Genomic DNA, 24,787 nt, shown 5'->3' with positions numbered 1-24,787 from the left:
ATTGAAAGCGTTATAATAAAATCATTCGTGACAGCGTTATTTATTGTTCGTGTTTATATGTTCAATAGATAGCAAGGTTGCGGGAATATTCTATTTAAAAGTACCTCTGAGTATATTCATTATGGATGAAGAAAATAATCATAAGCCACAGCGTAACCGCCTGCGATCAATCCTTATTATTCTCCTGATTCTGGCGGTCATCGCTGGAGCGGGTGTAGCGGGGTATCTTTTTTGGCAAAGTAAAATGGCGTCGCCTCCTGAAGAGGGTGAGCAAGTGGTGGTGGCAAAAGTCGAACCCGTTTATGTGCCTTTAAATACTTTCACGGTGAGCTTAAAACCTACCGATGATGAAGCCGATAGGGTGCTGTATTTGGGGATCACGGTGAGTTTTACGGAATCGGATTCCGTCGCGACGTTGAGCAAATTTATGCCGGAGTATCGTAGTCGCCTGTTTATGTTATTTACGCAGCAGACTTATGAAGGCTTATCAACGGATGAAGGAAAAAGTCAGCTGATTAGCCGTATTCAACATGAACTCAGTCAGCCCTTGGCGCATCAGCAGATGATTATGCCCGCTGAGGTGTTAATTAATGAATTTATTCTGCGGTAATCATTATGTCTGATAGCTTTTTGTCTCAGGATGAAATTGATCGCTTGCTGAATGCCGACAGTGACAATAGCGAAGTGCAGCAGGGTGAAGCCGAAGCGTCGGGTATCACGCCCTATGATCCCCACACACAGCGTCGTGTAATCCGTGAGCGTCTGCATTCGCTGGAGATCATCAACGAACGCTTCGCCCGTCAGTTCCGAATGGGGCTGTTCAATCTGCTGCGCCGTGGCCCAGATGTCACTGCCGGGAATATTCAGATTCAGTCATACCACGAGTTTGCGCGTAATTTACCGGTGCCAACCAACCTGAATTTGATCCATTTACATCCGTTACGCGGTACGTCGCTGATGGCGTTTTCACCGGGACTGGTGTTTATGGCCGTCGATAATCTGTTTGGTGGTGATGGACGGTTTCCCACCAAAGCCGATGGTAGAGAATTCACACCGACCGAACAGCGTGTGATTCATCGCATGCTCAGTATGGCGCGTGAAGCCTATGAGTTCGCCTGGAGCACCATCTTCAGCATCAAAACCGAATATATCCGCTCGGAGATGCAGGTGAAGTTTACCAATATTACCTCATCGCCCAATGATGTGGTGGTCACCACACCGTTTTCGATAGAGATCGGCTCGCATCGCGGCGAATTTAATATTTGTATCCCTTTCAGCACTATCGAGCCGCTGCGTGAGCTGTTAAGTAATCCACCGATGAGCCACACCCGCAGCGAGGATGCTAACTGGCGCGGCATGCTGGCAAGCCAAATGCGTGAAACCCAGCTTGAGGTCGTGGCGACGATGACCGAAATGGAAACCCGACTTTCTCGCGTCATGAGCATGAAGCAAGGCGATGTGCTGAGCTTCGACAAACAAGAACGTATTACCGCCAGCGCGGGCGGCGTGCCGATTTTTACCGCGCAGTATGGCGCCGTGAACAACCAATATGCACTCAAGGTTGAGCAGATGATTCAGCCCGCATTGTCATCATTAAGCAAGGAGCCAGTTCCCCATGAGCGATAACTCTACATCGACGAATGCCGAAGACCCGTCTATCGACAATCTATGGGGAGACGCACTGAACGAGCAGCAAACCTCCACTCACGCGATGGCCCCAGAAGTTGAAGATCTCAGCCTTATCATGGACATCCCAGTCAAAATGAGCGTGGAGCTGGGGCGCACAAAAATGACCATCAAAGAGCTGCTGCGTTTAAGCCAAGGCTCGGTGGTGGCGCTGGATGGCCTGGCCGGTGAGCCGCTGGATATTCTGATCAATGGCTATTTGATTGCCCAAGGTGAAGTGGTAGTGGTGTCGGACAAATTCGGTATACGCATCACTGAGATCATCACGCCCTCTGAACGCATGCATCGGCTGAGCCGCTAATGAAGCCACTCCTTCCAGATGTATCAGGGTTGATGACGCTTATCGGTGCGCTGGCTTGCGTACTGCTGCTGATGGTGGCACTTGCCTGGTGTGCACGGCGCAGTGGCTGGGTACAGCGTTTCCAGCGCAGTCAACAAAGCATCCATGTACTGACCAGCGTTTCGCTTGGCGCGCGGGCAAAGGTGGTGCTGGTGGATGTGGGTGAAGATCGGTTTTTGTTGGGGGTTACCGCCAGCCAGATTACCTGCCTCAGTCGGGAAAAAGTCGAGGGTGATGCATGACGGGCCGGATCCTGTTGGCGCTGCTGTTGTGGCTTGTCGCGAGCAGTGCAGGTGCCGCAAACAGTGACCTCGTGCTGGCACGCCCCACCGAGGCGGCGGGATGGACATTACCGCTGCAAACCCTGGTGCTGCTGAGTGGCTTTGCCTTTATTCCTGGTATCTTGCTGATGATGACCGGTTTCACCCGCATCGTCATCGTGCTGGGGTTACTGCGCAATGCGCTGGGCACGCCAACCGCACCGCCGAATCAGGTGCTGATAGGCTTGGCGCTGTTTCTCACCTTTTATGTGATGTCGCCAGTGTTGAGCCAAATCTACCAGACGGCATGGCAGCCGCTGCAAAGCAACAGTATCACCATGGAACAGGCGTTGACTGAAGGGGTGAAGCCGCTGCGTGCGTTTATGCTCGATCAGACACGAGAAAGTGACCTGGCGCTGTTTGCCGGTATCGCTAAAGTCGACATGATCGAGGGGCCGGAAGCGGTGCCGCTGCGCATCCTGGTGCCCGCGTTTGTCACCAGCGAACTGAAAACCGCCTTCCAGATCGGCTTCACCATTTTTATCCCGTTTTTAATCATTGATTTAGTGGTCGCCAGCATTCTGATGGCGCTGGGGATGATGATGGTGCCGCCCACCACTATCGCACTACCGTTCAAGCTGATGCTCTTTGTGTTGGTGGATGGTTGGCAGCTGCTGTTGGGTTCACTGGCACAGAGTTTCTATAGCTAAGGGATAAATGATGACACCAGAAAGCGTCATGATGCTAGGGATGCAGGCGATTAAGGTCGGCTTAATGATCGCGGGCCCGTTGTTACTCGCCGCGCTGGTAACGGGACTGGCCATCAGCATTATGCAGGCCGCGACTCAGATCAATGAAATGACCATGACCTTTATCCCCAAGATCCTGATGATCGTTGGCGTAGCTGTCCTGCTTGGCCCCTGGATGCTGAAAATTTTCATTGAGTATGTTCGCACGGTGTTTACCACTCTTCCTTACGTGATTGGCTAATCATGCTGGCGTTGGCTCCCGAGCTGCTTGCTGCACATCTCAGCCACACTTTTTTTATTTTGATGCGGGTCGGGGTACTGCTGTTTGTCGCCCCCATCTTTAGCGAGAAGGTGATCAGCAAACGGCTACGTGCGGGACTGGCCGTGCTGATTGCCATACTGATTGCTCCCTCTCTTCCTGAAAGCCAGGTGTCACTGATGTCGTGGAGCGCAGTCTGGCTGCTGGTCAAACAAGCCATGATTGGCGCGGCGCTTGGACTCACGCTGCAACTGCTGTTCGCCGCAGTGCGACTGTGCGGGGAGATCGTTGGCATGCAGATGGGACTCTCCTTCGCCACCTTCTTTGATCCCAATAGCGGTAACTCACCGGTGATTTCGCGCTTTCTCAACCTTCTGGCGATGCTGCTGTTTCTCAGCGTTAACGGACATCTGTGGCTGTTGGCATTACTGGCAGAGAGCTTTATCACCTTACCTGTTAATGCCGAGCCATTGCACGCTGGAGGTTTGCTGTATGTGGTGAGTCTGGCGGGGGGGATTTTCAGCCAGGGGCTGATGATGGGGTTGCCCATCATCACACTGCTGTTGTGCATCAATATGACACTGGGATTATTGAACCGTCTAACGCCGCAGCTCTCGATCTTTGTGGTAGGTTTTCCTCTGACACTGGGCGTTGGCATGCTGGCGCTGTTTCTCATCGCGGACACGTTACCGCCATTCTTTATGCGGCTGATGGCACGCATGTTTGCCGAGATGGAAAAGTTGCTGGCGGCGCTGTGGTAACGGCGTGATCCCATCCACGCGGTAACAGCCCAATTTAATGCGCATTTGCCTGTTCAGCCTTGTGGGATAAAACGTGCCGCTACCTGACGCAAATATTTCGCATCACGCTTTCTGTACCGGTGCCCAGCACTTTGCCGTTAAGCAGGTACAAGGCAATCACGCTGACATCACCCACCCGGAGATGTGGAAAAACATACTCCTGAACGACGTCATCGCTGCTTCTGTCGCCCAATCCACGGCTATGGTGGGTGACATTAAGCTTCAACAGGTTGTGATGAGACAAGCCACTAAACCACACGGCCCGATGAATTGGGGTGATGGGTGCGATACGCTCCCCTTCAACAAAGTGGGACAGCGTGCCGAGATAGCTCATATGGCCAGAATGGACGCCATCGCGGTAGCTGCGATACACCCCTTTGATCAGTACCCATTCGTGCTCACTTTTGATGTCATAAAATACCAGCGGAAAACTGCACTGCGCATACTGCGAAGTGATGAGCCACCAGCGCCCAAAGACGCTTATCAGCGCCAGCAACACACCACAGAAAAAGAGCCCGAGGGGCGGTAATTTAATTAACGCGGAAATAGTAAGATTCACAGGCATTGTTGGCTTCCTGTAACGGTTGTTGACAGGCAATCACGCCCTGATGGTGTTGAGAACTGGCGACACCCAGCGTGATATACAACTCTTTGGCGGCAGGCTGATCGGGGCCTAAAACATAGCGGGTGTAGGTTCGCAGCGTGGCTTCAATCAACGCATGTTGGGTGTGCTTATTTTTGGGCACCCATACCCGGCTTTCAGTAGGGGTGGCCTCACCTTGCCAGGTGACAAATTCTATTTTTTTAGGCGTGAGCAGAAAAAGATGTTGTGCGATTAACGCGGTGACCACACCGGCAGCAATACCGCCTGCGGTGATCAACCCGGCGCGTTTCCAACGATAAGGCTGTGTTTCGGGCGCGAGCAGGGAAAGTGGCAATGGAAAGGGAATGGGCACGGCAGGGACAGCATCGCGCACAATCAAGCGATAACCGCTGCGTGTCACGGCCAGCAGCGTGACCTGTTGATCAAGCTCCAGCGCTGCCAGCGCACGACGCAGTTTACTGATCATCACACGGACACTGTTTTCGGTGGCAGCAAAACCCATATGGCGCCAGCCGATATCCATGAGCTGTTCTTGGGACAGGATTTCACCCTGTGCTTCAGTCAGAGCATATAGACAGAGTGCGGCGCTGGCCGGAAGCACCACAGACATCCCATCATGATTGCGCATCAGGCGACGCGTACGCCGGTTGACAGTAGCCGATAAACCGAGAGGGATCGTATTGTTCATGTTGGATTTTTTTATTCAGGGTAATGTTTGGGTCGATCGTTAATCTTCTTAAATGCGAGTGATCGATCCCCTGTAAGGCGGCTTAAGAGTGCCAGATTTTGTGGGTGAATCAGGCTTTATTTTTTGGCCATAAGCATCAACATCCCTCTAATCATTAAGGTTATTTATTCGATAGATTCACATTGATTGAGAAAGATATTTTCTATCAACAATTAACAAATTCTGCATCACGCACTGACCGCTTCTGACGTGAATAATGGTTAAAACTTTTCATGTAAAGGTGCGGTGATTGCATGGAAAAAAGCCCTCCAGAGGAGGGCAAAAATGCATATGGAAGACAGGTAACAGCAGAATTTAACGCAGCAGGCTCAGTACACTTTGTGGTACCTGATTCGCCTGGGACAGCACGGAAACACCCGCTTGTTGCAAGATGTTGGCTCGGCTCATGGCAGAGACTTCAACTGAAAAATCCGTGTCCTCAATGCGAGAGCGGGCTTCGCTGGTATTGATCACGGTGGTGTTCAGGTTAGCGATAATCGAACCGAAGCGGTTTTGAACTGCGCCCAGATCGGAGCGGAAGCTGTTAACGTCGGTCATCGCGCTATCCATGCGAGCCAGCAAATGGTTGGCGACTTTGCGAATCTCATGGCTATCGCGTTCGGTAGCGTCAGCAATGCCTGTGGCTTGGCCCGCAGCATCATCCCAGGTAAAGGATTTCACTTCACCGTCTTTATTGATGGCAAAGTAACTGCCGTTGTCTGCTTTGAAGACCTGCATCTCTGTATCGGCCATGTCCGCACCAAAGATGTCGTTAGACATCTGGTTCAGCGTGGCTTCATCAATCAGCTTGCTACCGATTTGCGCGCCAATGCCTTGGCTCTTCAGGTTTTTCAGATCGCTCGGACCATTTTTCAGAATATCGAAATCCAGATTAGTGATTTTTTCCTTCACTGAAAGGGTATCGATTTCAGAAGGATCGCCTGGCGTGGCATTCGCCTGGAAGGTGATGTTCAGTTCAACCGCGCTGCCAGGGTTTGCAGCGTCAGCCGCAAAGAAGCGCACATTGCCTTTGCTATCTTCCATGGTCACAACTTCAGTGTCTGCGGCTGCACCGCCCACAATGGCCGTAATCTTGGCCAGTTCTGTCGCGTTCATCTCAAAGGGTTCGGCCATACCGGGCACATCAATCAGATCATCCACTGCGCGTGTTACGCCTGCAGTGGTGAACTTTGAATCCACTGGCAGACTATCGATGATTTTTTCAAAGTCCTTGGCAAAGGTATCCAGCCCCAGCGAACCGAGATCCATTTTCGGCAGGTTGATATCAATGGTTTGACCATCTTTATCCCCGATCTGAATCGAGAGCTTCTGCTGCGATCCATCAAGCATTTTCACACCGTTGAAGTTAGTGGATTCTGCAATACGGCCAATCTCGTCCAGACGCGCGGTAATCTCTTTTTTGATTGATTCACGGTCCTCTTTCGAGTTGGTGCCATTTTTGGCCTGCACGGTCAGCTCACGGATACGCTGCAAGTTCTCATTCACTTCTTCCAACGCACCTTCCGTGGTTTGTGCCAAAGAGATGCCATCATTGGCGTTACGCGTAGCCTGACTCAGACCGCGTACCGATGAGGTGAAGCGGTTAGAGATGGCCATACCGGCGGCATCATCTTTGGCGCTATTGATGCGTAAGCCAGAAGAGAGACGCTCAATGGCGGTTCCCAGTGAGTTCTGTGATTTGTTCAAATTATTTTGAGCCATCAGACTCAGTGCGTTGGTATTAATGACTTGGGCCATAATCAATATCCTTTTAACCAGTGAATGCTGCTTAATAATGGCAGCTGGAATATGCGTTCTAGCTCACGCATACTTTATTCATCGGGAAGGTGTGTTATCGCTAAAATATTTTTATTTATTTTCAACTTAACGCTGAAAATAGCGGCATCAGTAAAGGCTGTTCGTCAGTTAGCTTGAAAGAGTGTAAATAATTAATCTTAATTGACAAGGTACCGATGGGAATGTTGACACCTCATTCTTTCAAGGATCATCAACATGACAACACCTATTTCAGGACTTGGCGGCTCAGGGTTAGATATTCAAGCGTTAATGGAGCAGATAAAAAGTGCTGAGAGTAAAAAGCTTAATCCTTACTTAAACAAGCAAAGTACATTTAACGGGCAGGTATCATCATGGGGGAAAATATCCAGCTCACTGTCCACCCTCAAATCCAATCTCGATAAACTCAAGGATGAAGGATTTAATGGTGTCAGCATGGGTGACAATAAAGCCTTTAAAGCCACGGCAGGATCGGGGGCAATGCCAGACAGTTATTCGATTATTGTTGAGCAATTAGCCAAAGCACATAAGATTGGCTCACCCGCACAAGACAGCAACAGTGAGCAGTTGGGAGACGGTTCAGATTCCCGTACCTTGACGATCACCCTCGGTAATGGCAAGCCACTAGACGTAGAATTAAAAGATGATGAAACGTCACTGGTACAGATTGCCAAAAAGATTAATGCCAAAAATGGTGATGTCAGTGCCTCCGTCATGCCCGCGGGGGGCGGCAAGTTTCAGCTGGTGGTGACCTCCAAGAAAACCGGTAGCGATGGCGAAATCAAGATGAGCGTCAGCGGTGACAGCCAACTGGCAGACATGCTGAACTACGATCCTCAATCCGCCAATATACCGGGTGAGCCCGGTTACGATCCCAATCGGATGAAACAAGTCTCTGCCGCGCAAAATGCCGTGATGAAAATTGATGGCATTCCTGTCGAACGTAGCACCAATACCATCAGCGATGCGATTGAGGGTATTACCTTCGAATTGCGCGAAGTCTCCGAAAAAGATAAGGACGATCCCACACAGTTTAAATCGGAAACGCTGTCAGTGACGGCGGACACGTCAAAGGTGAAGGGGCTGATCGAGGAATTCGTTAAAAACTACAACAGCTTCCTTAGCACCTCGGCCAGTGTCAGTGCTTATAAGCCAGCGGAAAAGGGGGCGCTGGAGCAAAATAAACAGAATGGTCCGTTATTCAGCGACGGCACATTGCGCCGCCTCAATAGCCAATTGAAATCCTCCGCAGGAGGGAATTTTTCTGATGCCAGTGAGCTTTACACGTCGTTGGCCAGTATTGGTATTTCGGTAAAATTTGAAGAGGTCAAACCCGGTGAAGAACGTAAGGGCTTACTGGGCACGCTGACGATTGATAATAAAAAACTTGAGGCCGCGCTAAAAGATCATCCAAAAGAAGTGGAAGCTTTATTCCTTGGCAAAGAGGGGGCGCTGGGCATTAAAGGTGAGATGGGGGAAGTGTTCAAAACGTATTTAGGAGACAGCGATGCGATTCCTAAGAGTGAGGGCATTATTGCTGCCACTATTAAAGGTATCAAAGAACAAGAAGGGCGCGTGGCCAAGCAGATTGAGCGCATGGAACAGCGTATCGAAGAGAGTCTAAAGCGTCAGCAAAGTAAGTTTATCCGGCTCGATAAAGCTCTCACCAACATCAATGCCATGAGTCAGCAATTGCAGGGTGCGCTGGCGGGATTAGGGTAAGGGAATAACCATGAATCACAACAGTGCCTATTCAACGGTGTTTATTGAGAGCCAAATCACCGGCGCGTCACCGCATCAACTGATTGTGTTGCTCTATGACGGCGCGATCAACGCCATGCGATGCGCCGAAATCTATTTTGAGACCGGCAACGTGGCACGGCGTGGGGAGATGATCTCCCGCGCCATCAACATCATTGATAACGGTTTGCGTGCCGGGCTGGATCATCAGGTGGGGGGAGACATTCCGGCGGATTTAGAGCGGTTATATGAGTATGTGTCGCGCAATTTGCTGCTGGCTAACCTGAATCAGTCGGCGGCGTTGTTACCGCCGCTGATCGCGTTAATGGTGGAGATGGCCGATACCTGGAAAGCGATCGCCCCTCAATGCCAGCAGGTGAAACATGTGCGATGAGGTCGTGGTGCATATTGATCAAATGCTGGAACGTCAGCAGCAGCTGTTATCACTGGCAGAGCAGCAAGCCTGGGATGCTTTCAGCGGGGGCATTGAGCACTACCGACAGCAGATGACCCTTTTAATGGAGGTGGATATTCACCCGTTAGAGGAAACACGCCGTCGCGAGGTGACGGCGCGTTTGGCACATCTCCTGACAGAGAATGCGCGGCTGATGCAGCACATCCCAGTGTGTCTGGCCGCGCTGCGCAGTGAGATTAGCGCATTGCAAAAGTCTCGCCATTCTGTGCGAGCCTATAACGAGATTTCATTCAGTTAGACACTGATATCGTATTTCCTCCCGCCAGGCTCCTGGCGGGATTCACCGCTGGGACCGTATAACCGGTGATGCCCTCCCACCCGGTCAACCACCTTTTGCACCTGCTGGGTTTTATGCAGATGACCCTGTAGCTGAACGTCAACCTCAGCATTCAGCGCCTGCGTGCGGCGAACGCGGTCGGCAATCTGCTGCCAGATGACGAACAACCGCACCTGATACGGATAAGGTGCGGCAGTGGCTAAGCGCGTTTCTTGCTGTAATCGCTGTTCGTCATAGTGCTGTAGCGTGGCAAGCAGCCTGCTTTTGCTGTCGGTCAGCACTTGTAACGCCACTGGATTAATCTGGGTGCGGCTGAGCTGATTCACTTCCGCCACCATGATGGCGTCCAACTCTTCCAGTGCAGTTTTCATTTCTGCCAATATGGCATGCAGTGTCTCCATCGCGTCAGATACCCGTTACTGCTGTACCGAAACCATGTGCTGCACCATGCTCTGTGCCACGGTATCGGCTGCCAGGGGTAATTCGCCGGCTTCCAGTGCCGCCCGCAGTTCAGCGACGCGAGCGGAATTGACATCGCGGCTGTCGTCGCTCCTCATCTGTGTGATGATGTTGCTTAACGTCACGGAGGTTTTGCTTTCCGAGTTGGGGGAAGGAGTACCGCGCAGCGGTTGCTCCGAACGTGAGTGCAGCTCATGGCTGACCACGGCAACGGGAGCGATGGGTGGGGTGCGATTAATCATGATGTCCTCAATGATCACAGGTGATAGATAACCTTTACATCGGGGAGTGGAGAAAAAACTAAAATTATTGTGCCAGCGGAATCTTCACATGCCCGTCTGCGGCCACTATCCCGCTTAAGGTGTATCCATTGCGCGTTTGCACCCGTACCCTGCCATTGGCTGCGGCATGATCCAGCACCTTACCTTGGCTGCGAATGTGGAAACCCTCGCCAGAAGTGACAATGTCCACTGTCTGACCGGCATGCAACAGCCATTGCTGACGCAGCAGACCAGGCAGCAGCGGCTTGCCAGCTTCAAGGTCACGCGTCAGACGTTGCCCTAAAATATCGCTGGCGCGAAACATCACCCCTGCGGGTTGTGCGGCAAGATCGCCACGTTGTACCACGATATCCGCAGGCTCAATGAGCTGGCCTGCCGACAAGGCGTGACGCGCCACCCACCAGCTGGCTTCGGCATGAATGCGGATAGGTAAGAAATGCTGACGCGCACCACAGCGTGCGATGAGTGTGCGCCGCCCAACTAAACGTGCATCTTTGCCCGCCAGACGCAGCACCGGTTGATCGCACAGTGCGGCAACCTGTTGGGGTGTGGCAAGCAGGGTGGCGTGGCGTACGATTTCCCCGTCGCGGCTGGGAGGTGTCAGTAAGGCATCCAATCGCCGCATGAGCTGCTGTTCTGTGGAAATCGCGGAGGCCATGCTGAAGGGGATGGGCGCAATATATCCAGCCAGTATGCAGAGAGTCAGCTTTATCCAATCACGTCTCATGGTGATGCCTTATTTTGTTATTCTGCATAAAGGATAAATCGACTCATCATTATTTTAATGTGAAAAATGAAAGCGCTTTTGTCGCTTATTAAATGCTTGTGAGTTTAAGTCGTTAATAGCGATTGTTTTTGTGCATTCCTCGCGTTGTGAGATTTATTTTTTCCTGTCTACACTGCTTGCGTTTGATAATGCCATATAGGTTTTTCTGTTATGAATAACAAACTTGATGATGCATTTCATTTTCAACAGCAGGCGTTGAGTTTATTGTCTCGTCGTCAGGATGTACTGGCTGCCAACATTGCGAATGCCGATACGCCGGGATATTTGGCGCGCGATATGGATTTCTCTCAGCAGCTAAAAAACGCCATAGCCACTCCTGCTTTCAACCGGCAATCCGTTTCTCTGTCATTGACCGCCGATAAACATATTTCTGGGCAAGGAAAAACGGTTATCGATGATGGCTTGTTATATCGCATACCCGACCAACCCAGTGCGGATGGCAATAGCGTCGATATGGATCGTGAGCGGGTTAATTTTGCTGACAACGCAGTGAAATATCAATCAGGCCTCACTTTCCTGGGTGCGGATATTAAAAAAATGATGACGGTGCTGAGTCAGGGATAAAACATGGCGTTATTTAGCATATTTGATATCGCCGGTTCGGCGATGGCGGCGCAATCGCAGCGTTTGAACGTCAGTGCCAGCAATATGGCGAATGCCGACAGCGTCGCCGGCCCTGATGGAGAGCCTTATCGCGCGCGTCAGGTCATGTTTAGCCTGGATGCGGCCGCGGGCAGTGAAATCGGTGGGGTAAAGGTCAGTGAAGTGGTCGAGAGCAGTGCGCCGGCGCGTTTGGTGTATGAACCGGGCCATCCACTTGCTGATGAGCAGGGCTATGTGCGCATGCCGAATGTCAATGTGGTGCACGAGATGGTCAACACGCTTTCGGCATCACGCAGCTATCAGGCCAATGTGGAAGTGATGAATTCTGCAAAGTCTCTGATGTTGAAAACCCTCACCCTCGGTCAGTAAGGAGAGTTGACCATGATTCCTAACGTGAATAACGACAGCGGCAACAAGGACGAGGGGCAAGGTAACAGCGCCTCGGATCTCAGTGCCAGCTTTTTGAAGCTGCTGGTGGCACAGATGCAGAACCAGGATCCCACCAATCCGATGGATAACAACCAACTTACGGCGCAGCTGGCGCAGTTTTCCACGGCAGCAGGGGTGGAAAAGTTGAATAGCGCGATGGGCAACGTGCAGGCGCTGATGGCACAGCTCGGTGGGATGGGCACGGCGGCATGGGTGGGACGCAGCATCCTGATTGAGGGTGATCCACAGGTCTCGTTTAGCGACGGTGAAGAGGAGAGCGGCACCTTCAGCTTCTTGCTGGGCGAAGACGCGGAAACGGTGACGGTCACGCTGACTGATGCCGAAGGCAATGCCTACACCGCCCAATTAAAAGGGGTGAAGTCTGGGGTCAAGACTTTCAGCCTCGATGATTTACAGAATTTCCAGCCAGAGCCTGGACCGCCACAGGACAGGGAGTACACCCTGACTTTTGACGCCAAAAATCCTGAGGGTGACCCCCCCAAAATTTCCGGGCTGATGCAGGAACAGGTGCAGGGCGTCACCATCACGCCCGATGGCGCGGTGTTGCATCTGCTCAATCATGAACCTATCCGCATCGGTGATGTGGTGGTGATTCAAAAGTAGTCCTTCACTTACTTTCTGGGATTTCAATATGAGCTTTTCACAAGGTCTTAGCGGTCTCAACGCCGCGTCTAAAGCCCTCGATGTTGTGGGCAATAATATCGCCAACTCGCAGACCAGTGGTTTCAAAGGCGGCTCGATCGCGTTCTCTGACATGTTCTCTGGCTCAACCGGATTGGGCGTGCAGGTGGCAGGCGTGAAGCAGAACTTCGCCAATGGCGGCGTCAATTTTACCGGTCGTAATCTCGATATTGCCCTGCAGGACAGAGGCTTTTTCCGTATGGAAAGCGAAGCCGGCGGCGTGTTTTATGGCCGTAATGGCCAGTTCGATCTGGATGTGAATGGCAATATTATTAATCAGACCAACGGCCTGTTTCTGACCGGCTATCAAGCCACGGGGACGCCGCCCACCATTGAACCCGGTGCGCCAGTGGGTAAGATTCGCATACCCACCGATGATATGCCGCCTGAAGCGGCTTCCAAAGGTTCGCTTAATGGCAACCTGAAGGCAGATGACAAAAATATCATCACCAATCCGTTCAATCACGACGATCCCGCGACCTATAACTACAGCAGCCAGATTGAAGCCACTGACAGCCTCGGGAATAAGCACACCATCAAACTCTATTTCGTGCAGACCGCTGAAGGCGAGTGGAAGGCCTATGCACGCGATGAAACCGCGCCCGATCCTGCGGGTTATAGCGAGCTGGAACTTAAGTTCGACTCCAGCGGCAATATCGACATGCCGGATGCCAACATCAACGTTAAAGGGTTGTCGCTAAATGGTTCTGAACCGCTGGATCTGAATCTGGATCTGTCTGGCATCACCAAGTACAGCGGTGACAGCAGCATCAAGTTGAAAGAGATCGACGGGCAGGCGCCGGGAAAATATCAGAATTTTGTCATTGGCGATAACGGCGAGGTGGTGGCGACTTACAGCAATGGCAAACGCCAGACCGTGGCGCAGATTGTCTTGGCTGATTTCCCTAATAGCGGCGGTCTTTCCCCGCAAGGCAGTAACTTGTGGGCTGAATCACCCGGCTCGGGCCAGCCGTTCCTCGGCCTCTCTGGCTCCGGCAGTTTTGGCTCATTAAAGGGCAGTTCTCTGGAAGGCTCTAACGTCGATATGGGGCAGGAGATGGTCAACATGATCATCTACCAGCGCAATTACCAGTCGAACTCGCAAACCATCAAAACCCAGTCTGAGCTGCTGCAAACGCTGGTTAACCTGCGCTGAGGATAATTGCCGATGGATCGTGCCATTTATACCGCCATGACGGCAGCAGAGGCGTCAATGCATCGCCAGGCGGTCACTGCCAATAATCTGGCTAACAGCTCCACCGCGGGGTTTCGTGCCCAACTGGCCGCCTTCCGTGCTGTGCCTGTCAACGGTGACAGCATGGCCACCCGTGCGCTGGTGGCCGCCTCGACCCCACAGCATGACAACAGCATCGGGCCGATGAGCCATACCGGACGCAGTCTGGATGTGGCACTGCCACAAAACGGCTGGCTGACTTTGGGTTTAGCCGATGGCAGTGAAGGTTATACGCGTAACGGTGCCATTGAGGTCGACAGCGAAGGGGGCTTGCATATCCATGGCTGGCCGCTGATGGGGGATGGCGCACCGCTCTCCATCCCGCCTCAGGCCGAGGTGACGATAGCTGCGGATGGCACCGTGTCGACATTGGGTGCAGGCGATGATGCCACCGCCGTGGTACCGGTTGGTCGCATCAAGCTGGTGAGTGCCGCGATGGGTGATTTGGTGCATGGCGATGACGGATTGTTCCGCGCCATTGGCGGCAATGCGTTGGCGCAGGACGATGCACTGCGCCTGAGTCCGCAGGCACTGGAAGGCAGCAATGTCAGCCCGGTGCAAACCATGGCCGAGATGATCGCCCACTCACGTGGGTTCGATATGAACATGAAAGTGATCCGCAGCGCGGATGAAAACGCGCAGAAAGCCAATCAGTTACTCAATGTGGGCTAACGGCCTGCCAGGGAGAGAGGATGATCCGATCGTTATGGATTGCAAAAACCGGTCTGGAAGCACAGCAGACCAATATGGACGTCATTTCCAACAACCTTGCCAACGTCAATACCAACGGCTTTAAGCGTCAGCGTGCGGTCTTTCAGGATTTGCTGTACCAAACGTTGCGCCAGCCGGGCGCACAGGCTTCCGAACAGAACACCTTGCCGAGTGGCTTGCAATTAGGCACCGGTGTACGCCCTGTCTCCACGCAACGCATTCACACGCAGGGCGGCTATAACGAAACCGGCAATGAAACGGACGTCGCTATTGAGGGGAAAGGTTTTTTCCAGCTGCAGATGCCAGACGGCAGCACGGCTTACACCCGCGATGGTCATTTCGATAAGAATGAAAACGGTCAGTTAGTCAATGCCGAAGGCCATCCGGTACAGCCCGGTATTGTGATCCCACCTGATGCCAAAACGCTGTCGATCAGCGCTGACGGCATTGTCAGCGTCACGCAAGCAGGGCAAGCCCAACCGCAGCAGATTGGTCAACTCACGTTGGCAACCTTTGTTAACGAAGCGGGGCTGGAAAGTGTTGGCGGCAACCTGTATCGCGAAACCCAGTCCTCAGGCGCGCCTAATGAGCTTAATCCGGGCATGGAAGATGCGGGCTCGCTGAAGCAGAAGTATGTGGAAACTTCTAACGTCAACGTGGCGGAAGAGCTGGTGACCATGATTCAGGTGCAGCGGGCTTACGAGATCAACAGTAAAGCGGTCTCAGCATCGGACCAGATGCTGCAACGCCTCACCCAGCTGTAAGGTGACAATGAACATGCCAGGGATACGCATGATGGTGGTGAGCATGGCGCTGCTAGTCAGCGGTTGTGCGCACATCTTACAGCAGCCGCTGGTGGCCGGACCGACCTCCGCCACACCGCTGCCGGTGGCGGCTTTCGCCAGCGGCGGCTCGCTGTTTATCGCCGGACAGGGGATGAACTATGGCTATCAGCCGATGTTTGAGGATCGTCGTCCGCGCAATGTTGGCGACACCTTAACCATTCTGCTGCAAGAGAATGTCAGCGCCAGCAAAAGTGCCTCTGCCAGCGCCAACCGCAATGGCTCTGCGGGCATGGAGCTGTTATCCGTGCCCGACAAACTGAACCGCTGGTTGGGTGACGGCAAATGGGATCTGGAGGCCAATGGCAAAAATGACTTCGCTGGAAAAGGCGGAGCCGCAGCGCGTAACACCTTCACCGGCACCATTACCGTCACCGTGAATCAGCTGCTGCCGAATGGCAATCTCAGCGTGGTGGGTGAGAAGCAGATCGCTATTAACCAAGGCACTGAATTCATTCGATTCTCCGGTGTGGTGAATCCACGCACCATCAGCGCTAGCAACACGGTGCCCTCCACGCAGGTGGCAGATGCCCGCATTGAGTACGTCGGCGATGGCTATATCAATGAAGCCCAAACCATGGGGTGGTTGCAGCGTCTGTTCCTGAACCTTTCACCTTTCTGAGAACATCATGAACAAAGCCTTTGTTGTTTTTATCGTCAGTATGGCGCTGTTTAGTTTGCAGGCGCAGGCAGAGCGCATCCGCGATCTGGTCACGGTGCAGGGCGTACGTTCGAACGCGCTGATGGGCTACGGCTTGGTCGTGGGTTTAGATGGCACCGGCGATCAGACGATGCAGGCACCGTTTACCGGCCAGAGTTTGAGCAACATGCTGTCTCAGCTCGGTATCACCGTGCCGCCTGGTACCAACATGCAGTTAAAGAATATCGCCGCCGTGATGGTGACGGCGGAACTGCCAGCCTTTGCCCGCTCCGGCGATAAGCTGGATATTTTGGTTTCCTCCCTCGGTAATGCGAAAAGCCTGCGTGGTGGCACGTTGCTGATGACGCCGCTGAAAGCCGCCGACAACCAGATCTATGCCATGGCGCAGGGCAACGTGCTGATCTCAGGGGCGGGTGCGCAGTCTGGTGGCAGCCGAGTGCAGGTCAACCAGCTTAATGGCGGGAGGATCAATGCCGGGGCCACGGTTGAACGCGAAGTGCCGAATGATTTTGCTAGTCAGAGCGTGGTGCGGTTGCAGTTGGTGCGCTCTGATTTCTCTCTGGCGCAGCAGATCAGTGACGCGATCAACCAGCGCTTCAGCGGTGGGGCTGCTTTAGCGGAAGATGCACGTACCGTGCGCCTGTTTGCCCCGGCAGATGGACCGGCACGCGTGCGCTTTCTCGCCAACATTCAGGACATTCCCCTGCGCGTTGCCGTGCAGGACGCTAAGGTGATCGTCAACTCGCGCACCGGCTCGGTGGTGATGAATCGCCATGTGTCGCTTGAGAGCTGCGCGGTGGCGCATGGATCGCTGTCGGTGGAAGTGGTGCAAAACGCGGCAGTCAACCAGCCCACCACGCCGTTTGCGGGGGGAGAAACCGTGATTACGCCACAAACCGATATCTCGGTACGCGACAGTGGCGGCTCGCTACAGCATGTGCGCAGTAGCACCGACCTCAACAATGTGGTGCGGGCGCTGAACACGCTAGGCGCCACGCCGAATGAGTTGATGTCGATTCTACAAGCGATGAAGAATGCCGGTTGTCTGCGTGCGCGGTTGGAGATTGACTGATGACGATTCAAAATCAGCCCGCCTTTGATTTGCGTTCACTGGATGCCCTCAAGCGTGAAGCGAAACGTGCCTCGCCTGAAGCGCTGCGCGCCGCGGCGCAGCAAATGGAGGGCATCTTTGTGCAGATGATGATGAAAAGTATGCGTGATGCCACCTTTAAGGATGAACTCATGCACAGTGCCTCTTCAGACATGTTTATGGCGATGCACGATCAGCAAGTGGCGCAAGAGGTCGCCCGCAGCGGCCAGTTAGGGTTTGCTGAACTGATTGTGCAGCAAGCAGGGGGCGGGAGTGGGGGTGCAAGGGGGAGCGTATCGCCACGGCACAGTGCCAGTGCCCCTCTTCGTTTACCTGCGCCCTTCGCCTCGCCGCTCGCGACCGAGAGCAACCATCCTTTTATCGCTCGCCTGTTGCCGTCCGCGCAAAAGATCGCGCAGCAAACTGGCTTACATCCCCATTTGATTGTGGCGCAAGCCGCGCTGGAGTCCGGCTGGGGAGTGCGCGAAATTCCCGCTGCGGATGGCTCACCCAGCCATAACCTGTTTGGCATCAAAGCCACTGCTGGGTGGCGAGGTAAAACCAGCGAAATTACCACCAGCGAATACATCAATGGTGTGAAACAGCAGGTGAAAGCAGTGTTTCGCGTCTATGACTCTTACGAACAGGGGCTAAGGGATTACGCTGCGCTGTTGCTCAATAATCCGCGCTACCGATTGGTGGTGGGCGCAAGCTCAGCAGAACAGGGGGCGAGTGCCTTACAAGCGGGAGGCTATGCCACCGATCCCGCTTATGCCGACAAGCTCATCTCTCTGATCAAAAAGGTCAAAGCCACGCTACAACAGCGTTCTTCCGCCTATCAAAGCGACCTCACCAAAATATTTTAATCAGGGTGTTTTAGAGAATTTTCTAATCACCGATGAAAGTTATAACGCAACCATTAACATCAGCGGTGAGAAGCGATGAACAACCTGTTTAATTTAGCCAGAAGTGGCTTGAGTACCGGGCAAGCGGCCCTGAGCGTGGTGGGCAGCAATCTCACCAATGGCATGTCCGACAACTACAGCCGCCGCAATATTTTAATCGGTGAATCGGGGGGGCTGAACACCTCCCTGGGATTCTTCGGTTATGGTGCTCGGGTCAATGGGGTGGATCGCGCTTATGATGCTTTCGCCAATTCGCAACTGCGAGGCTCAATCAGCCAGTGGGCTGGGCTGAAAGGCCGCCATGAACAGTTGTCGGAAATTGACAACATGCTGGGTGATGAATCGGATAACGTGTCGGTTTCACTCAACAACCTGTTTAAAGCGATGGCCACCCTGAGCGGGGATGCTTCTGATGGCCCGGCTCGTTCTTCTCTGTTTAGCGCCCTCGGCGTGTTAACGCAGCGCTTCAACGACAGCGGCAAAAAACTGGATGGGCTGGAGAAGAGTACCAACACGCAAATCGAACAGAGCGTGAAGGACATCAACAACACCACCGAACAGTTAGCCAACATCAATAAGCAGTTGGAACGCGTCCATGCACAGGGCGGGACCCCGCCAGCCGATTTGCTAGACCAACGTGACGGACTGCTGGAAAAACTCAGTGAGCAGGTCGGTATCGAGGTCACGGAAGACAGAGCCTCTGGTCGCGTGGATGTCATGCTGGCTGATGGTCGTCCGCTGGTCGCCGGTGACAGCGCCTATCAATTAACCGCCTCCCCCTCCGCCAGCGATCCCGGCAAAATTGTGGTTTCTTATGTGGGCAGCGATGGCAAGCCCTCTTTAATCAGTGAAACCAGCATCACCAAAGGACGACTGGCCGGATTATTTAAATTCCGCAATGATGACCTGGCCGTGGCGCGCAACGAGCTGAACCAGATCGCCTTTATGATGGCAAACCGTTTAAATGCGCAGCATCACGCCGGTTTCGATGCGGACGGCAATCCCGGTCAGGATCTGTTTTCATTACCCGACATCAAAGCGCTCGCTAACAGCAAAAATACCGGTAGTGGCCGGTTAGATTCGATACGGGTGACCGATTACCCAGCGGTCAATGCGGAGGATTACACAGTCAGTTTTGATGGTGCGAACTGGAATGTGACGGGCGCGGATGGCCGCACGGTGCCCGCTACGGTGACTGGCGGCATGCTGGCTTTCGACGGAATTGAGATTGATTTGCCCGGCGGCGTCAATGCCGGTGACAGCTTTAACCTTAACCCGATGGCGGGAGCCGCAACGGGAATAGGTCGTGCGCTCGACAGCGCCAGCAAATTTGCCGCGTCGGACGATCCCGCGGGCGGCAGCTCCAATAATAAGAATCTGGAACTGATGCTAAAAATTCAGGATGAAGAACTGATCGGCAAAAATACCTTGAACGACGCCTACACCCAACTGGTCGGCACCCTTGGTTCGAATGCCCGCGCAGTGAATACCGGCCTTGAATCCGCAAAAATTGATCTCGATGAAAAATTTAATACTCAGCAGTCGTTAAGTGGCGTGGATATGAATGAAGAGATGGTCAATATGCAGATGTTTATGCAGTACTACCAAGCCAATAGCCAGATTTTAAAAACAGCCACCACATTATTTGACACGCTGCTGGCGATTAAATAAAGGAGTCAGATATGCGCTTAAGCACGATGTATATGTTTAAACAGAATGCAGAAAGTATGTCTAAACGCGTCAGCGATAATAATGAAATATATTTGCGACTCTCGGCGGGTAAATCATTATTACGTGCCTCGGATGATCCGCAAGGTGCCACAGATGCGGTCAAGCATCAGGACGCCCTGGCCAAACTTGAACTCTATCGCAGCGTACGGACCAGCGCGCGCAATGCGATGGAGCATGAAGAGGGGATTCTCAGCGGCGTGGGGACGATTCAAACCAGCCTGAAAGAGAAAGTGATTGCGGCACAAAACGGCAGCTATAACGATGATGACCGTCAGTCGCTCGCCAAGGAGATGTCGGGTTTGCGCGGTTCCCTGTTTAATCTCGCGAACACCCGTGACAGCCAGGGTCGTTATATTTTTTCAGGTTATCATAGCGATACGGCTCCTTTTGATGCTGCTGGTAACTATCAGGGAGGAAATGAAGCTCGGCAGCAAACCGTGGCAGACGGCACCACTATGCAGGTCAGTCGATTAGGGGATGCGGTATTTGGCGATATCTTTGCACATCTGGATAAAGCAGTCGCGGAGTTAGAACGCGACCCTATCGACAAAGCCGAGCTGGAAAAAGCGTTAAGTGCTGCCAGCCTGGCACTGGATAGCGGTATCGATAGGTTAGGAAAGGCCCAGGCAGAATTGGGGACGAATTTGCAGCAGCTGGATAGTCTGGATCTCAACGGTGATAGCCTGATTAACGATACCATCGTGAAAGTGCAAAATGCGATTGGCGCAGATTACGGCACCATGACATCTCTGATTATGGATTCGAAAATGTCGGAATATGCACTGAGTGCATCAATGATGGTTTTCCAGTCAATGCAGAAAATGAATCTTTTCAATAAATTCTAACCTCCCCTTTGTGAATAATTATCGTGTAGCGCGAGAGTGAACCCTATGTTGAATAAATTAAAAATATATACCGCAATCAGCATGATTATTGTTTTATTTGCGGTGGTACTGTTTTCCACTATTTCTTTTTCTGTTTTTAATTCTTGGGCGAATAACGAGAATTTTAAAAAGACTCAAATCTCATCTTACAGTAATAACCAGATGCGCGATGCTGCCTACAATATCAGCGCTGCGCTGGCGAACACCAATGGCATTATGCTACTGCTGGCCCAAGGGGAAACCGCCTCAACGGATCTTCTGCAAACCACAGCCAGAATACTGCAAAGTGCCGGTGAGGATATGGAGCAGTTCATGAGCTCCCCTTTTAATAGCCAGGAAGAGACGAAAGCGGCAGAAGAGGTGAATACAGCTTTTAAAGCGGTTTACGATGTGGTTCAGATGAAAATGGACCATTTACAACGCAATGAAAGTTATCGCGGTTCGTTAGAAGGGGAATTAAAGCTGCGGACGACGTTGAATCAGCGTATCGAAGCGTATAACCAAATAAACTTCTCACAAAATCAGGACTATATCAGCACTGCAGCCGCCAATTATCGCTACATGATCGCCATTGGCATCATCGTGACGATACTGGCTGTTGTGCTGCTGATTACGGTGCGTATCTGGTTGCGCCATACGCTGGTGCGTCGGATGGAAAGTACGGTGGAGGTGTTGAAGCGCGTTTCAGCGGGCGATCTCAGCCGCCGTGTGGAGATCGGCAGCGCGAACGAAATTGGCACCATGCTGGGCGAACTGGAGCAGATGCGGGTATCACTGACGGATACGATTCTCAGCATTCGCGAAAGCGTGCTGCATATTCACACCAATGCGCAGGAAATTGCGCAGGGAAACAGTGATTTGTCAGCACGCACGGAAGAGCAGGCCGCTTCCTTGCAACAGACCGCCGCCAGTATGGAGGAGATTAAAACTACGGTGCGGCAAAATGCCGACAATGCCCATACCGCGCGTCAGTTGGCAGAAAGCGCCAGTGATAATGCCCAGCAAGGCGGCAATGTGATGCTGAGTCTGGAACAGATCATGGCGCAAATTATCGTCAGCTCACGTCAGATTGCCGATATCAATGGCGTGATCGACAGCATCGCCAACCAAACCAATATCCTGGCACTGAATGCCGCCGTTGAAGCGGCGCGTGCAGGCGAACAGGGGCGCGGCTTTGCGGTAGTGGCAGAAGAAGTACGCAACCTCGCGAAACGCAGTGCCGATGCGGCAAAAGAGATCAATCAACTCATTCAAACCTGCGTCAGTAATATGGATACCGGCTCACGTCAGGTAAATCAAGCCAGCGTGGTGATGCAGGATATTGTCAGCTCGGTGGCACAGGTCAGACAGATTATGGGGGAGATCACTTCCGCCTCGGATGAGCAAAGTACCGGCATCAACCAGATTTCTCAGGCGGTGAATGAGATGGATTTGGTGACGCAACAAAATGCGGCCATGGTTGAAGAGGCAGCGATGGCGGCAGGAGGGTTAGAAGCCCAATCGGATGCCCTGGAAAAACTGGTGGCACAATTCGTGTTGAGCAGTGAAGGCACGGTCCAACACACTCGCCCGGACGTAAAAACCGCCAGTAAGCGTCAGGAGCCCTTATCGAAAAAAGAGAATGTACAGTGGGAGAGCTTTTAAATAAATAATATGCAGGATTTTGCTCATGCTCTCTTTATATCTTTAATCTTGAGTTCTTCAATGAATTAAAATGCTTGTTTTTGTTCGGCCTTATTGCGCTATGCGATTGTTTACTTTCATTTGATACTTTATGTAAATAATATTGGGTGGGTGACAATATGGATGGGCTCTATACGGATGTTGGGTTAGATAATAAAGAGGCGCTGTGGTCTAAATATCAAAGTTTAGTCAGGCAGGAAGTGTTGCGATTACAAAAACGTTTACCTGCCAGTGTCGAATTTGATGATTTAATCCAAGCGGGTGCAATAGGGTTTATTTCGGCAGTAGATAGTTTTGATGCCAATAAAGGAGTGACTATCAGCGCTTGGATTACCCAGCGTGTAAGATGGGCATTAATGGATGAACTCCGCGAGCGTGATTGGGTGCCCAGACGTGTCAGGACCCATTCACGCGAAATCGCAGCCATTATTAGCCGTGTTGAGCAAGAAAAAGGAAGCAGCGCGAGTGAAATGGATATCGCGGAACGCATGGGGGTATCCATTCAGACGTTTCAGCAGATGCTGGCTGATAGCAACAACAGCCAAATTTACTCGATTGATGAGTTACAAGAAAGTTATGACGATCTTTGGGAACACCCTGATGATGAGCATGAGTTACTGAACCCAGTACATCAGTCAATACAAAAGGATTTGGTATCACGTATTACCGAGCATATCAGCTTTATCCCAGAGCGTGAGCAGAGAATACTGCAGTTCTATTATCAGTACGATCTGAATATGCGGGAGATATCCTTGATTATGAATATCACCGAAACGCGAGTGAGTCAGCTTCACAGTCTGGCGATAAAGAGATTGCGTAGCCGTATGGATTGTGATTGTCCAGTTTGAATTATTCTCTTGATTTCAGATACTAAAGTGGATTGATGAGCATTAATAACATTTAATAATATTATTTTTAATATTTATCATGTGGTTATGTTGTAGGGGTTTTCGGACGTATTGTTGTGAAAATTCTGATTGATATCATTTTTCTATTGCTGGATGCGGCTCGATCGCGCGTTTATACCGCTCTCAATTCAACCTGAGTAGCGTTGGCGATTATCAGCATCAACCGAGGAATCACTATTTCTCTTTTAATGAACCCTGTTAAGAATGATAAAGGTTAAGGTGTTATCAATGTCTAACTTTGATGAGTATCTACAACATATCCATGATATGAATTTATCTTACCTTCTACTGGCGCAACAGCTAATTAGACAAGACAAGTATGCAGCGGGTTTTCGTTTGGGATTATCAGAAGCAACGACCGATAATATTAAGTCTCTGACGTTACCACAGTTGATGAAACTTTCGTCCACTAACCAGTTTATCTGCCGATTACGTATTGATGATGAAGTCCTGATTGATAATCTGACGAAGGACTCCCGCATTGAGGCGCTGCAAAAAATTCACACCGGTATTATTTTGTCCACGGATTTACTTAATTCACTCAATAAAGATCCTGCAACCGCAGACTGAGGAGGGCTAAATGTGTGAGAAGAACTTGTTGCAGGAAGTACATGAAGTTCATGTGGCAATGGAATTAATCTCTTTAGGTGCGCGCATGCAGATTCTGGAATCTGAAACCTCATTGAGTCGGCGTCGATTATTACGCTTATATAAAGAGCTTCGTGGCTGCCCACCGCCCAAAGGGATGCTGCCCTTTTCTGAGGATTGGTTTATGTCGTGGGAGCAGAATATTCACTCTTCCATGTTTTATAACATCTACCTCTATTTAATGAAGACGGAAAAAGGGCCTTCGATCAATGTGCTGATGAAAACCTATCGTCTTTATCTGGAACAGTGCTATGCACAAAGCCATGAAAAACCGGTGCTAGACCTGACGCGCGCATGGACATTATTGCGCTTTATTGACTGTGGAATTGTTTCACGCAAAGCATGCCGTATTTGCCAGGGGGGATTTGTCGTCATCACCGAGAATATTAAGAACCCCTTTACCTGCAGTTTGTGCAGCCCACCCTCACGCGCGTTAAAGAAATCTCAGGTGAGTACACAACAGAGCTTAACTGCCGCCTTCATGCCTATACCTGCCTGAGGTGGCGAGGCTTTCC

Annotated in this window: 31 protein-coding genes; 25 read left to right on the top strand and 6 right to left on the bottom strand. The window is 51.8% G+C overall.

Features of this window, described 5'->3' with window-relative positions:
- Positions 1 to 49 precede the first annotated feature (49 nt).
- From F3J38_RS14160 to fliR, 7 genes are read left to right on the top strand one after another with little or no spacing between them, the layout of a single operon-like run.
- Positions 50 to 610, top strand: coding sequence for a flagellar basal body-associated FliL family protein (locus tag F3J38_RS14160; protein WP_369411007.1), 561 nt, complete (start codon positions 50 to 52; stop codon positions 608 to 610).
- A 5-nt stretch (positions 611 to 615) separates the two neighbouring features.
- Positions 616 to 1,626 carry a flagellar motor switch protein FliM gene (gene fliM, locus F3J38_RS14155; RefSeq protein ID WP_167139379.1) on the top strand — a complete coding sequence of 337 codons (1,011 nt, stop codon included), beginning with the start codon at positions 616 to 618 and terminating at the stop codon, positions 1,624 to 1,626.
- Positions 1,616 to 1,987 (top strand): flagellar motor switch protein FliN, encoded by a 372-nt coding sequence (fliN, locus tag F3J38_RS14150; RefSeq protein ID WP_167139377.1) that lies wholly within the window; start codon positions 1,616 to 1,618, stop codon positions 1,985 to 1,987. Before fliM ends, fliN begins: the two co-directional genes overlap by 11 nt.
- A complete protein-coding gene (fliO, locus tag F3J38_RS14145) occupies positions 1,987 to 2,268 on the top strand; it encodes a flagellar biosynthetic protein FliO (RefSeq protein WP_167139375.1) in 282 nt (93 codons plus the stop codon). The genes fliN and fliO overlap by 1 nt, the downstream gene beginning before the upstream one ends.
- On the top strand, positions 2,265 to 2,996 hold the full coding sequence (gene fliP / locus F3J38_RS14140) for a flagellar type III secretion system pore protein FliP (protein ID WP_167139373.1): 732 nt from the start codon (positions 2,265 to 2,267) through the stop codon (positions 2,994 to 2,996). Before fliO ends, fliP begins: the two co-directional genes overlap by 4 nt.
- A gap of 10 nt (positions 2,997 to 3,006) precedes the next feature.
- On the top strand, positions 3,007 to 3,276 hold the full coding sequence (gene fliQ / locus F3J38_RS14135; protein ID WP_167139929.1) for a flagellar biosynthesis protein FliQ: 270 nt from the start codon (positions 3,007 to 3,009) through the stop codon (positions 3,274 to 3,276).
- Positions 3,277 to 3,278: 2 nt separating this feature from the next.
- Positions 3,279 to 4,055: a flagellar biosynthetic protein FliR gene (gene fliR / locus F3J38_RS14130; RefSeq protein WP_167139371.1), complete on the top strand. Its 777-nt coding sequence runs from the start codon at positions 3,279 to 3,281 to the stop codon at positions 4,053 to 4,055.
- A 79-nt stretch (positions 4,056 to 4,134) separates the two neighbouring features.
- Here the strand turns inward: fliR and F3J38_RS14125 are convergent, their stop codons facing one another.
- The 3 genes from F3J38_RS14125 to F3J38_RS14115 all read right to left on the bottom strand — a co-directional run bounded on the left by F3J38_RS14125 (position 4,135) and on the right by F3J38_RS14115 (position 7,183).
- Positions 4,135 to 4,659 carry a hypothetical protein gene (locus F3J38_RS14125; RefSeq protein WP_167139369.1) on the bottom strand — a complete coding sequence of 175 codons (525 nt, stop codon included), beginning with the start codon at positions 4,657 to 4,659 and terminating at the stop codon, positions 4,135 to 4,137.
- On the bottom strand, positions 4,625 to 5,386 hold the full coding sequence (locus F3J38_RS14120) for a winged helix-turn-helix domain-containing protein (protein WP_167139367.1): 762 nt from the start codon (positions 5,384 to 5,386) through the stop codon (positions 4,625 to 4,627). Before F3J38_RS14120 ends, F3J38_RS14125 begins: the two co-directional genes overlap by 35 nt.
- Before the next feature lie 354 nt (positions 5,387 to 5,740).
- Positions 5,741 to 7,183, bottom strand: a complete 1,443-nt coding sequence (locus F3J38_RS14115) for a flagellin N-terminal helical domain-containing protein (protein ID WP_167139365.1) — start codon at positions 7,181 to 7,183, stop codon at positions 5,741 to 5,743.
- Between the two features lie 255 nt (positions 7,184 to 7,438).
- On the opposite strand from F3J38_RS14115, the gene fliD reads away from it, so the two are divergent.
- From fliD to fliT, 3 genes are read left to right on the top strand one after another with little or no spacing between them, the layout of a single operon-like run.
- Positions 7,439 to 8,944, top strand: a complete 1,506-nt coding sequence (gene fliD / locus F3J38_RS14110; protein ID WP_167139363.1) for a flagellar filament capping protein FliD — start codon at positions 7,439 to 7,441, stop codon at positions 8,942 to 8,944.
- Positions 8,945 to 8,954: 10 nt separating this feature from the next.
- On the top strand, positions 8,955 to 9,356 hold the full coding sequence (fliS, locus tag F3J38_RS14105) for a flagellar export chaperone FliS (protein ID WP_167139362.1): 402 nt from the start codon (positions 8,955 to 8,957) through the stop codon (positions 9,354 to 9,356).
- Complete coding sequence (gene fliT, locus F3J38_RS14100) at positions 9,346 to 9,675, top strand: flagellar protein FliT (RefSeq protein WP_167139360.1); 330 nt, start codon at positions 9,346 to 9,348, stop codon at positions 9,673 to 9,675. The genes fliS and fliT overlap by 11 nt, the downstream gene beginning before the upstream one ends.
- On the opposite strand, the gene F3J38_RS14095 is transcribed toward fliT, so the two are convergent.
- The 3 genes from F3J38_RS14095 to flgA form a co-directional block, all read right to left on the bottom strand.
- Positions 9,672 to 10,115, bottom strand: a complete 444-nt coding sequence (locus F3J38_RS14095; protein WP_167139358.1) for a flagella synthesis protein FlgN — start codon at positions 10,113 to 10,115, stop codon at positions 9,672 to 9,674. The two genes, fliT and F3J38_RS14095, sit on opposite strands and share 4 nt — an antisense overlap.
- A 15-nt stretch (positions 10,116 to 10,130) precedes the next feature.
- On the bottom strand, positions 10,131 to 10,415 hold the full coding sequence (gene flgM / locus F3J38_RS14090; RefSeq protein ID WP_167139356.1) for a flagellar biosynthesis anti-sigma factor FlgM: 285 nt from the start codon (positions 10,413 to 10,415) through the stop codon (positions 10,131 to 10,133).
- 64 nt (positions 10,416 to 10,479) lie between these two features.
- Positions 10,480 to 11,181 carry a flagellar basal body P-ring formation chaperone FlgA gene (flgA, locus tag F3J38_RS14085; protein WP_167139354.1) on the bottom strand — a complete coding sequence of 234 codons (702 nt, stop codon included), beginning with the start codon at positions 11,179 to 11,181 and terminating at the stop codon, positions 10,480 to 10,482.
- Between the two features lie 210 nt (positions 11,182 to 11,391).
- Here flgA and flgB point away from each other — a divergent pair, with 210 nt between their 5' ends.
- The 15 genes from flgB to flhC all read left to right on the top strand — a co-directional run bounded on the left by flgB (position 11,392) and on the right by flhC (position 24,771).
- Positions 11,392 to 11,805 (top strand): flagellar basal body rod protein FlgB, encoded by a 414-nt coding sequence (gene flgB, locus F3J38_RS14080; RefSeq protein ID WP_167139352.1) that lies wholly within the window; start codon positions 11,392 to 11,394, stop codon positions 11,803 to 11,805.
- Between the two features lie 3 nt (positions 11,806 to 11,808).
- Positions 11,809 to 12,213, top strand: a complete 405-nt coding sequence (gene flgC / locus F3J38_RS14075; RefSeq protein WP_167139350.1) for a flagellar basal body rod protein FlgC — start codon at positions 11,809 to 11,811, stop codon at positions 12,211 to 12,213.
- A 12-nt stretch (positions 12,214 to 12,225) separates the two neighbouring features.
- The gene (locus F3J38_RS14070) at positions 12,226 to 12,897 is read left to right on the top strand and encodes a flagellar hook assembly protein FlgD (protein ID WP_167139348.1); all 672 of its coding nucleotides are present in this window, start codon (positions 12,226 to 12,228) and stop codon (positions 12,895 to 12,897) included.
- Positions 12,898 to 12,925: 28 nt separating this feature from the next.
- Positions 12,926 to 14,131 (top strand): flagellar hook protein FlgE, encoded by a 1,206-nt coding sequence (gene flgE, locus F3J38_RS14065; protein ID WP_167139346.1) that lies wholly within the window; start codon positions 12,926 to 12,928, stop codon positions 14,129 to 14,131.
- A gap of 12 nt (positions 14,132 to 14,143) precedes the next feature.
- Entirely contained in the window at positions 14,144 to 14,881 is a 738-nt protein-coding gene (locus F3J38_RS14060) for a flagellar basal body rod protein FlgF (RefSeq protein ID WP_167139344.1), read from the top strand.
- 20 nt (positions 14,882 to 14,901) lie between these two features.
- Positions 14,902 to 15,684, top strand: coding sequence for a flagellar basal-body rod protein FlgG (flgG, locus tag F3J38_RS14055; protein WP_084933491.1), 783 nt, complete (start codon positions 14,902 to 14,904; stop codon positions 15,682 to 15,684).
- Between the two features lie 13 nt (positions 15,685 to 15,697).
- Positions 15,698 to 16,384 carry a flagellar basal body L-ring protein FlgH gene (locus F3J38_RS14050; RefSeq protein ID WP_370661724.1) on the top strand — a complete coding sequence of 229 codons (687 nt, stop codon included), beginning with the start codon at positions 15,698 to 15,700 and terminating at the stop codon, positions 16,382 to 16,384.
- A gap of 7 nt (positions 16,385 to 16,391) precedes the next feature.
- Complete coding sequence (locus tag F3J38_RS14045) at positions 16,392 to 17,495, top strand: flagellar basal body P-ring protein FlgI (RefSeq protein WP_167139340.1); 1,104 nt, start codon at positions 16,392 to 16,394, stop codon at positions 17,493 to 17,495.
- Positions 17,495 to 18,379, top strand: coding sequence for a flagellar assembly peptidoglycan hydrolase FlgJ (gene flgJ / locus F3J38_RS14040; protein ID WP_167139338.1), 885 nt, complete (start codon positions 17,495 to 17,497; stop codon positions 18,377 to 18,379). The genes F3J38_RS14045 and flgJ overlap by 1 nt, the downstream gene beginning before the upstream one ends.
- Positions 18,380 to 18,454: 75 nt before the next feature.
- A complete protein-coding gene (gene flgK, locus F3J38_RS14035; protein ID WP_167139336.1) occupies positions 18,455 to 20,089 on the top strand; it encodes a flagellar hook-associated protein FlgK in 1,635 nt (544 codons plus the stop codon).
- A gap of 11 nt (positions 20,090 to 20,100) precedes the next feature.
- Complete coding sequence (flgL, locus tag F3J38_RS14030; RefSeq protein ID WP_167139334.1) at positions 20,101 to 20,994, top strand: flagellar hook-associated protein FlgL; 894 nt, start codon at positions 20,101 to 20,103, stop codon at positions 20,992 to 20,994.
- A 45-nt stretch (positions 20,995 to 21,039) separates the two neighbouring features.
- Positions 21,040 to 22,677, top strand: coding sequence for a methyl-accepting chemotaxis protein (locus tag F3J38_RS14025; protein ID WP_167139332.1), 1,638 nt, complete (start codon positions 21,040 to 21,042; stop codon positions 22,675 to 22,677).
- Between the two features lie 158 nt (positions 22,678 to 22,835).
- Positions 22,836 to 23,564: an RNA polymerase sigma factor FliA gene (locus tag F3J38_RS14020; RefSeq protein WP_167139330.1), complete on the top strand. Its 729-nt coding sequence runs from the start codon at positions 22,836 to 22,838 to the stop codon at positions 23,562 to 23,564.
- Positions 23,565 to 23,852: 288 nt separating this feature from the next.
- Positions 23,853 to 24,194: a flagellar transcriptional regulator FlhD gene (gene flhD / locus F3J38_RS14015; protein ID WP_167139328.1), complete on the top strand. Its 342-nt coding sequence runs from the start codon at positions 23,853 to 23,855 to the stop codon at positions 24,192 to 24,194.
- A 10-nt stretch (positions 24,195 to 24,204) separates the two neighbouring features.
- Complete coding sequence (flhC, locus tag F3J38_RS14010) at positions 24,205 to 24,771, top strand: flagellar transcriptional regulator FlhC (protein WP_167139326.1); 567 nt, start codon at positions 24,205 to 24,207, stop codon at positions 24,769 to 24,771.
- Positions 24,772 to 24,787: the final 16 nt, after the last annotated feature.

Origin of the sequence: Candidatus Pantoea formicae (genome assembly GCF_011752625.1) — a bacterium.
In the GTDB taxonomy this organism is placed as follows: Bacteria; Pseudomonadota; Gammaproteobacteria; order Enterobacterales; family Enterobacteriaceae; genus Pantoea; species Pantoea formicae.
Note: the sequence above shows the minus strand (reverse complement) of the source record. Positions and strands in the feature narration are given on the sequence as shown.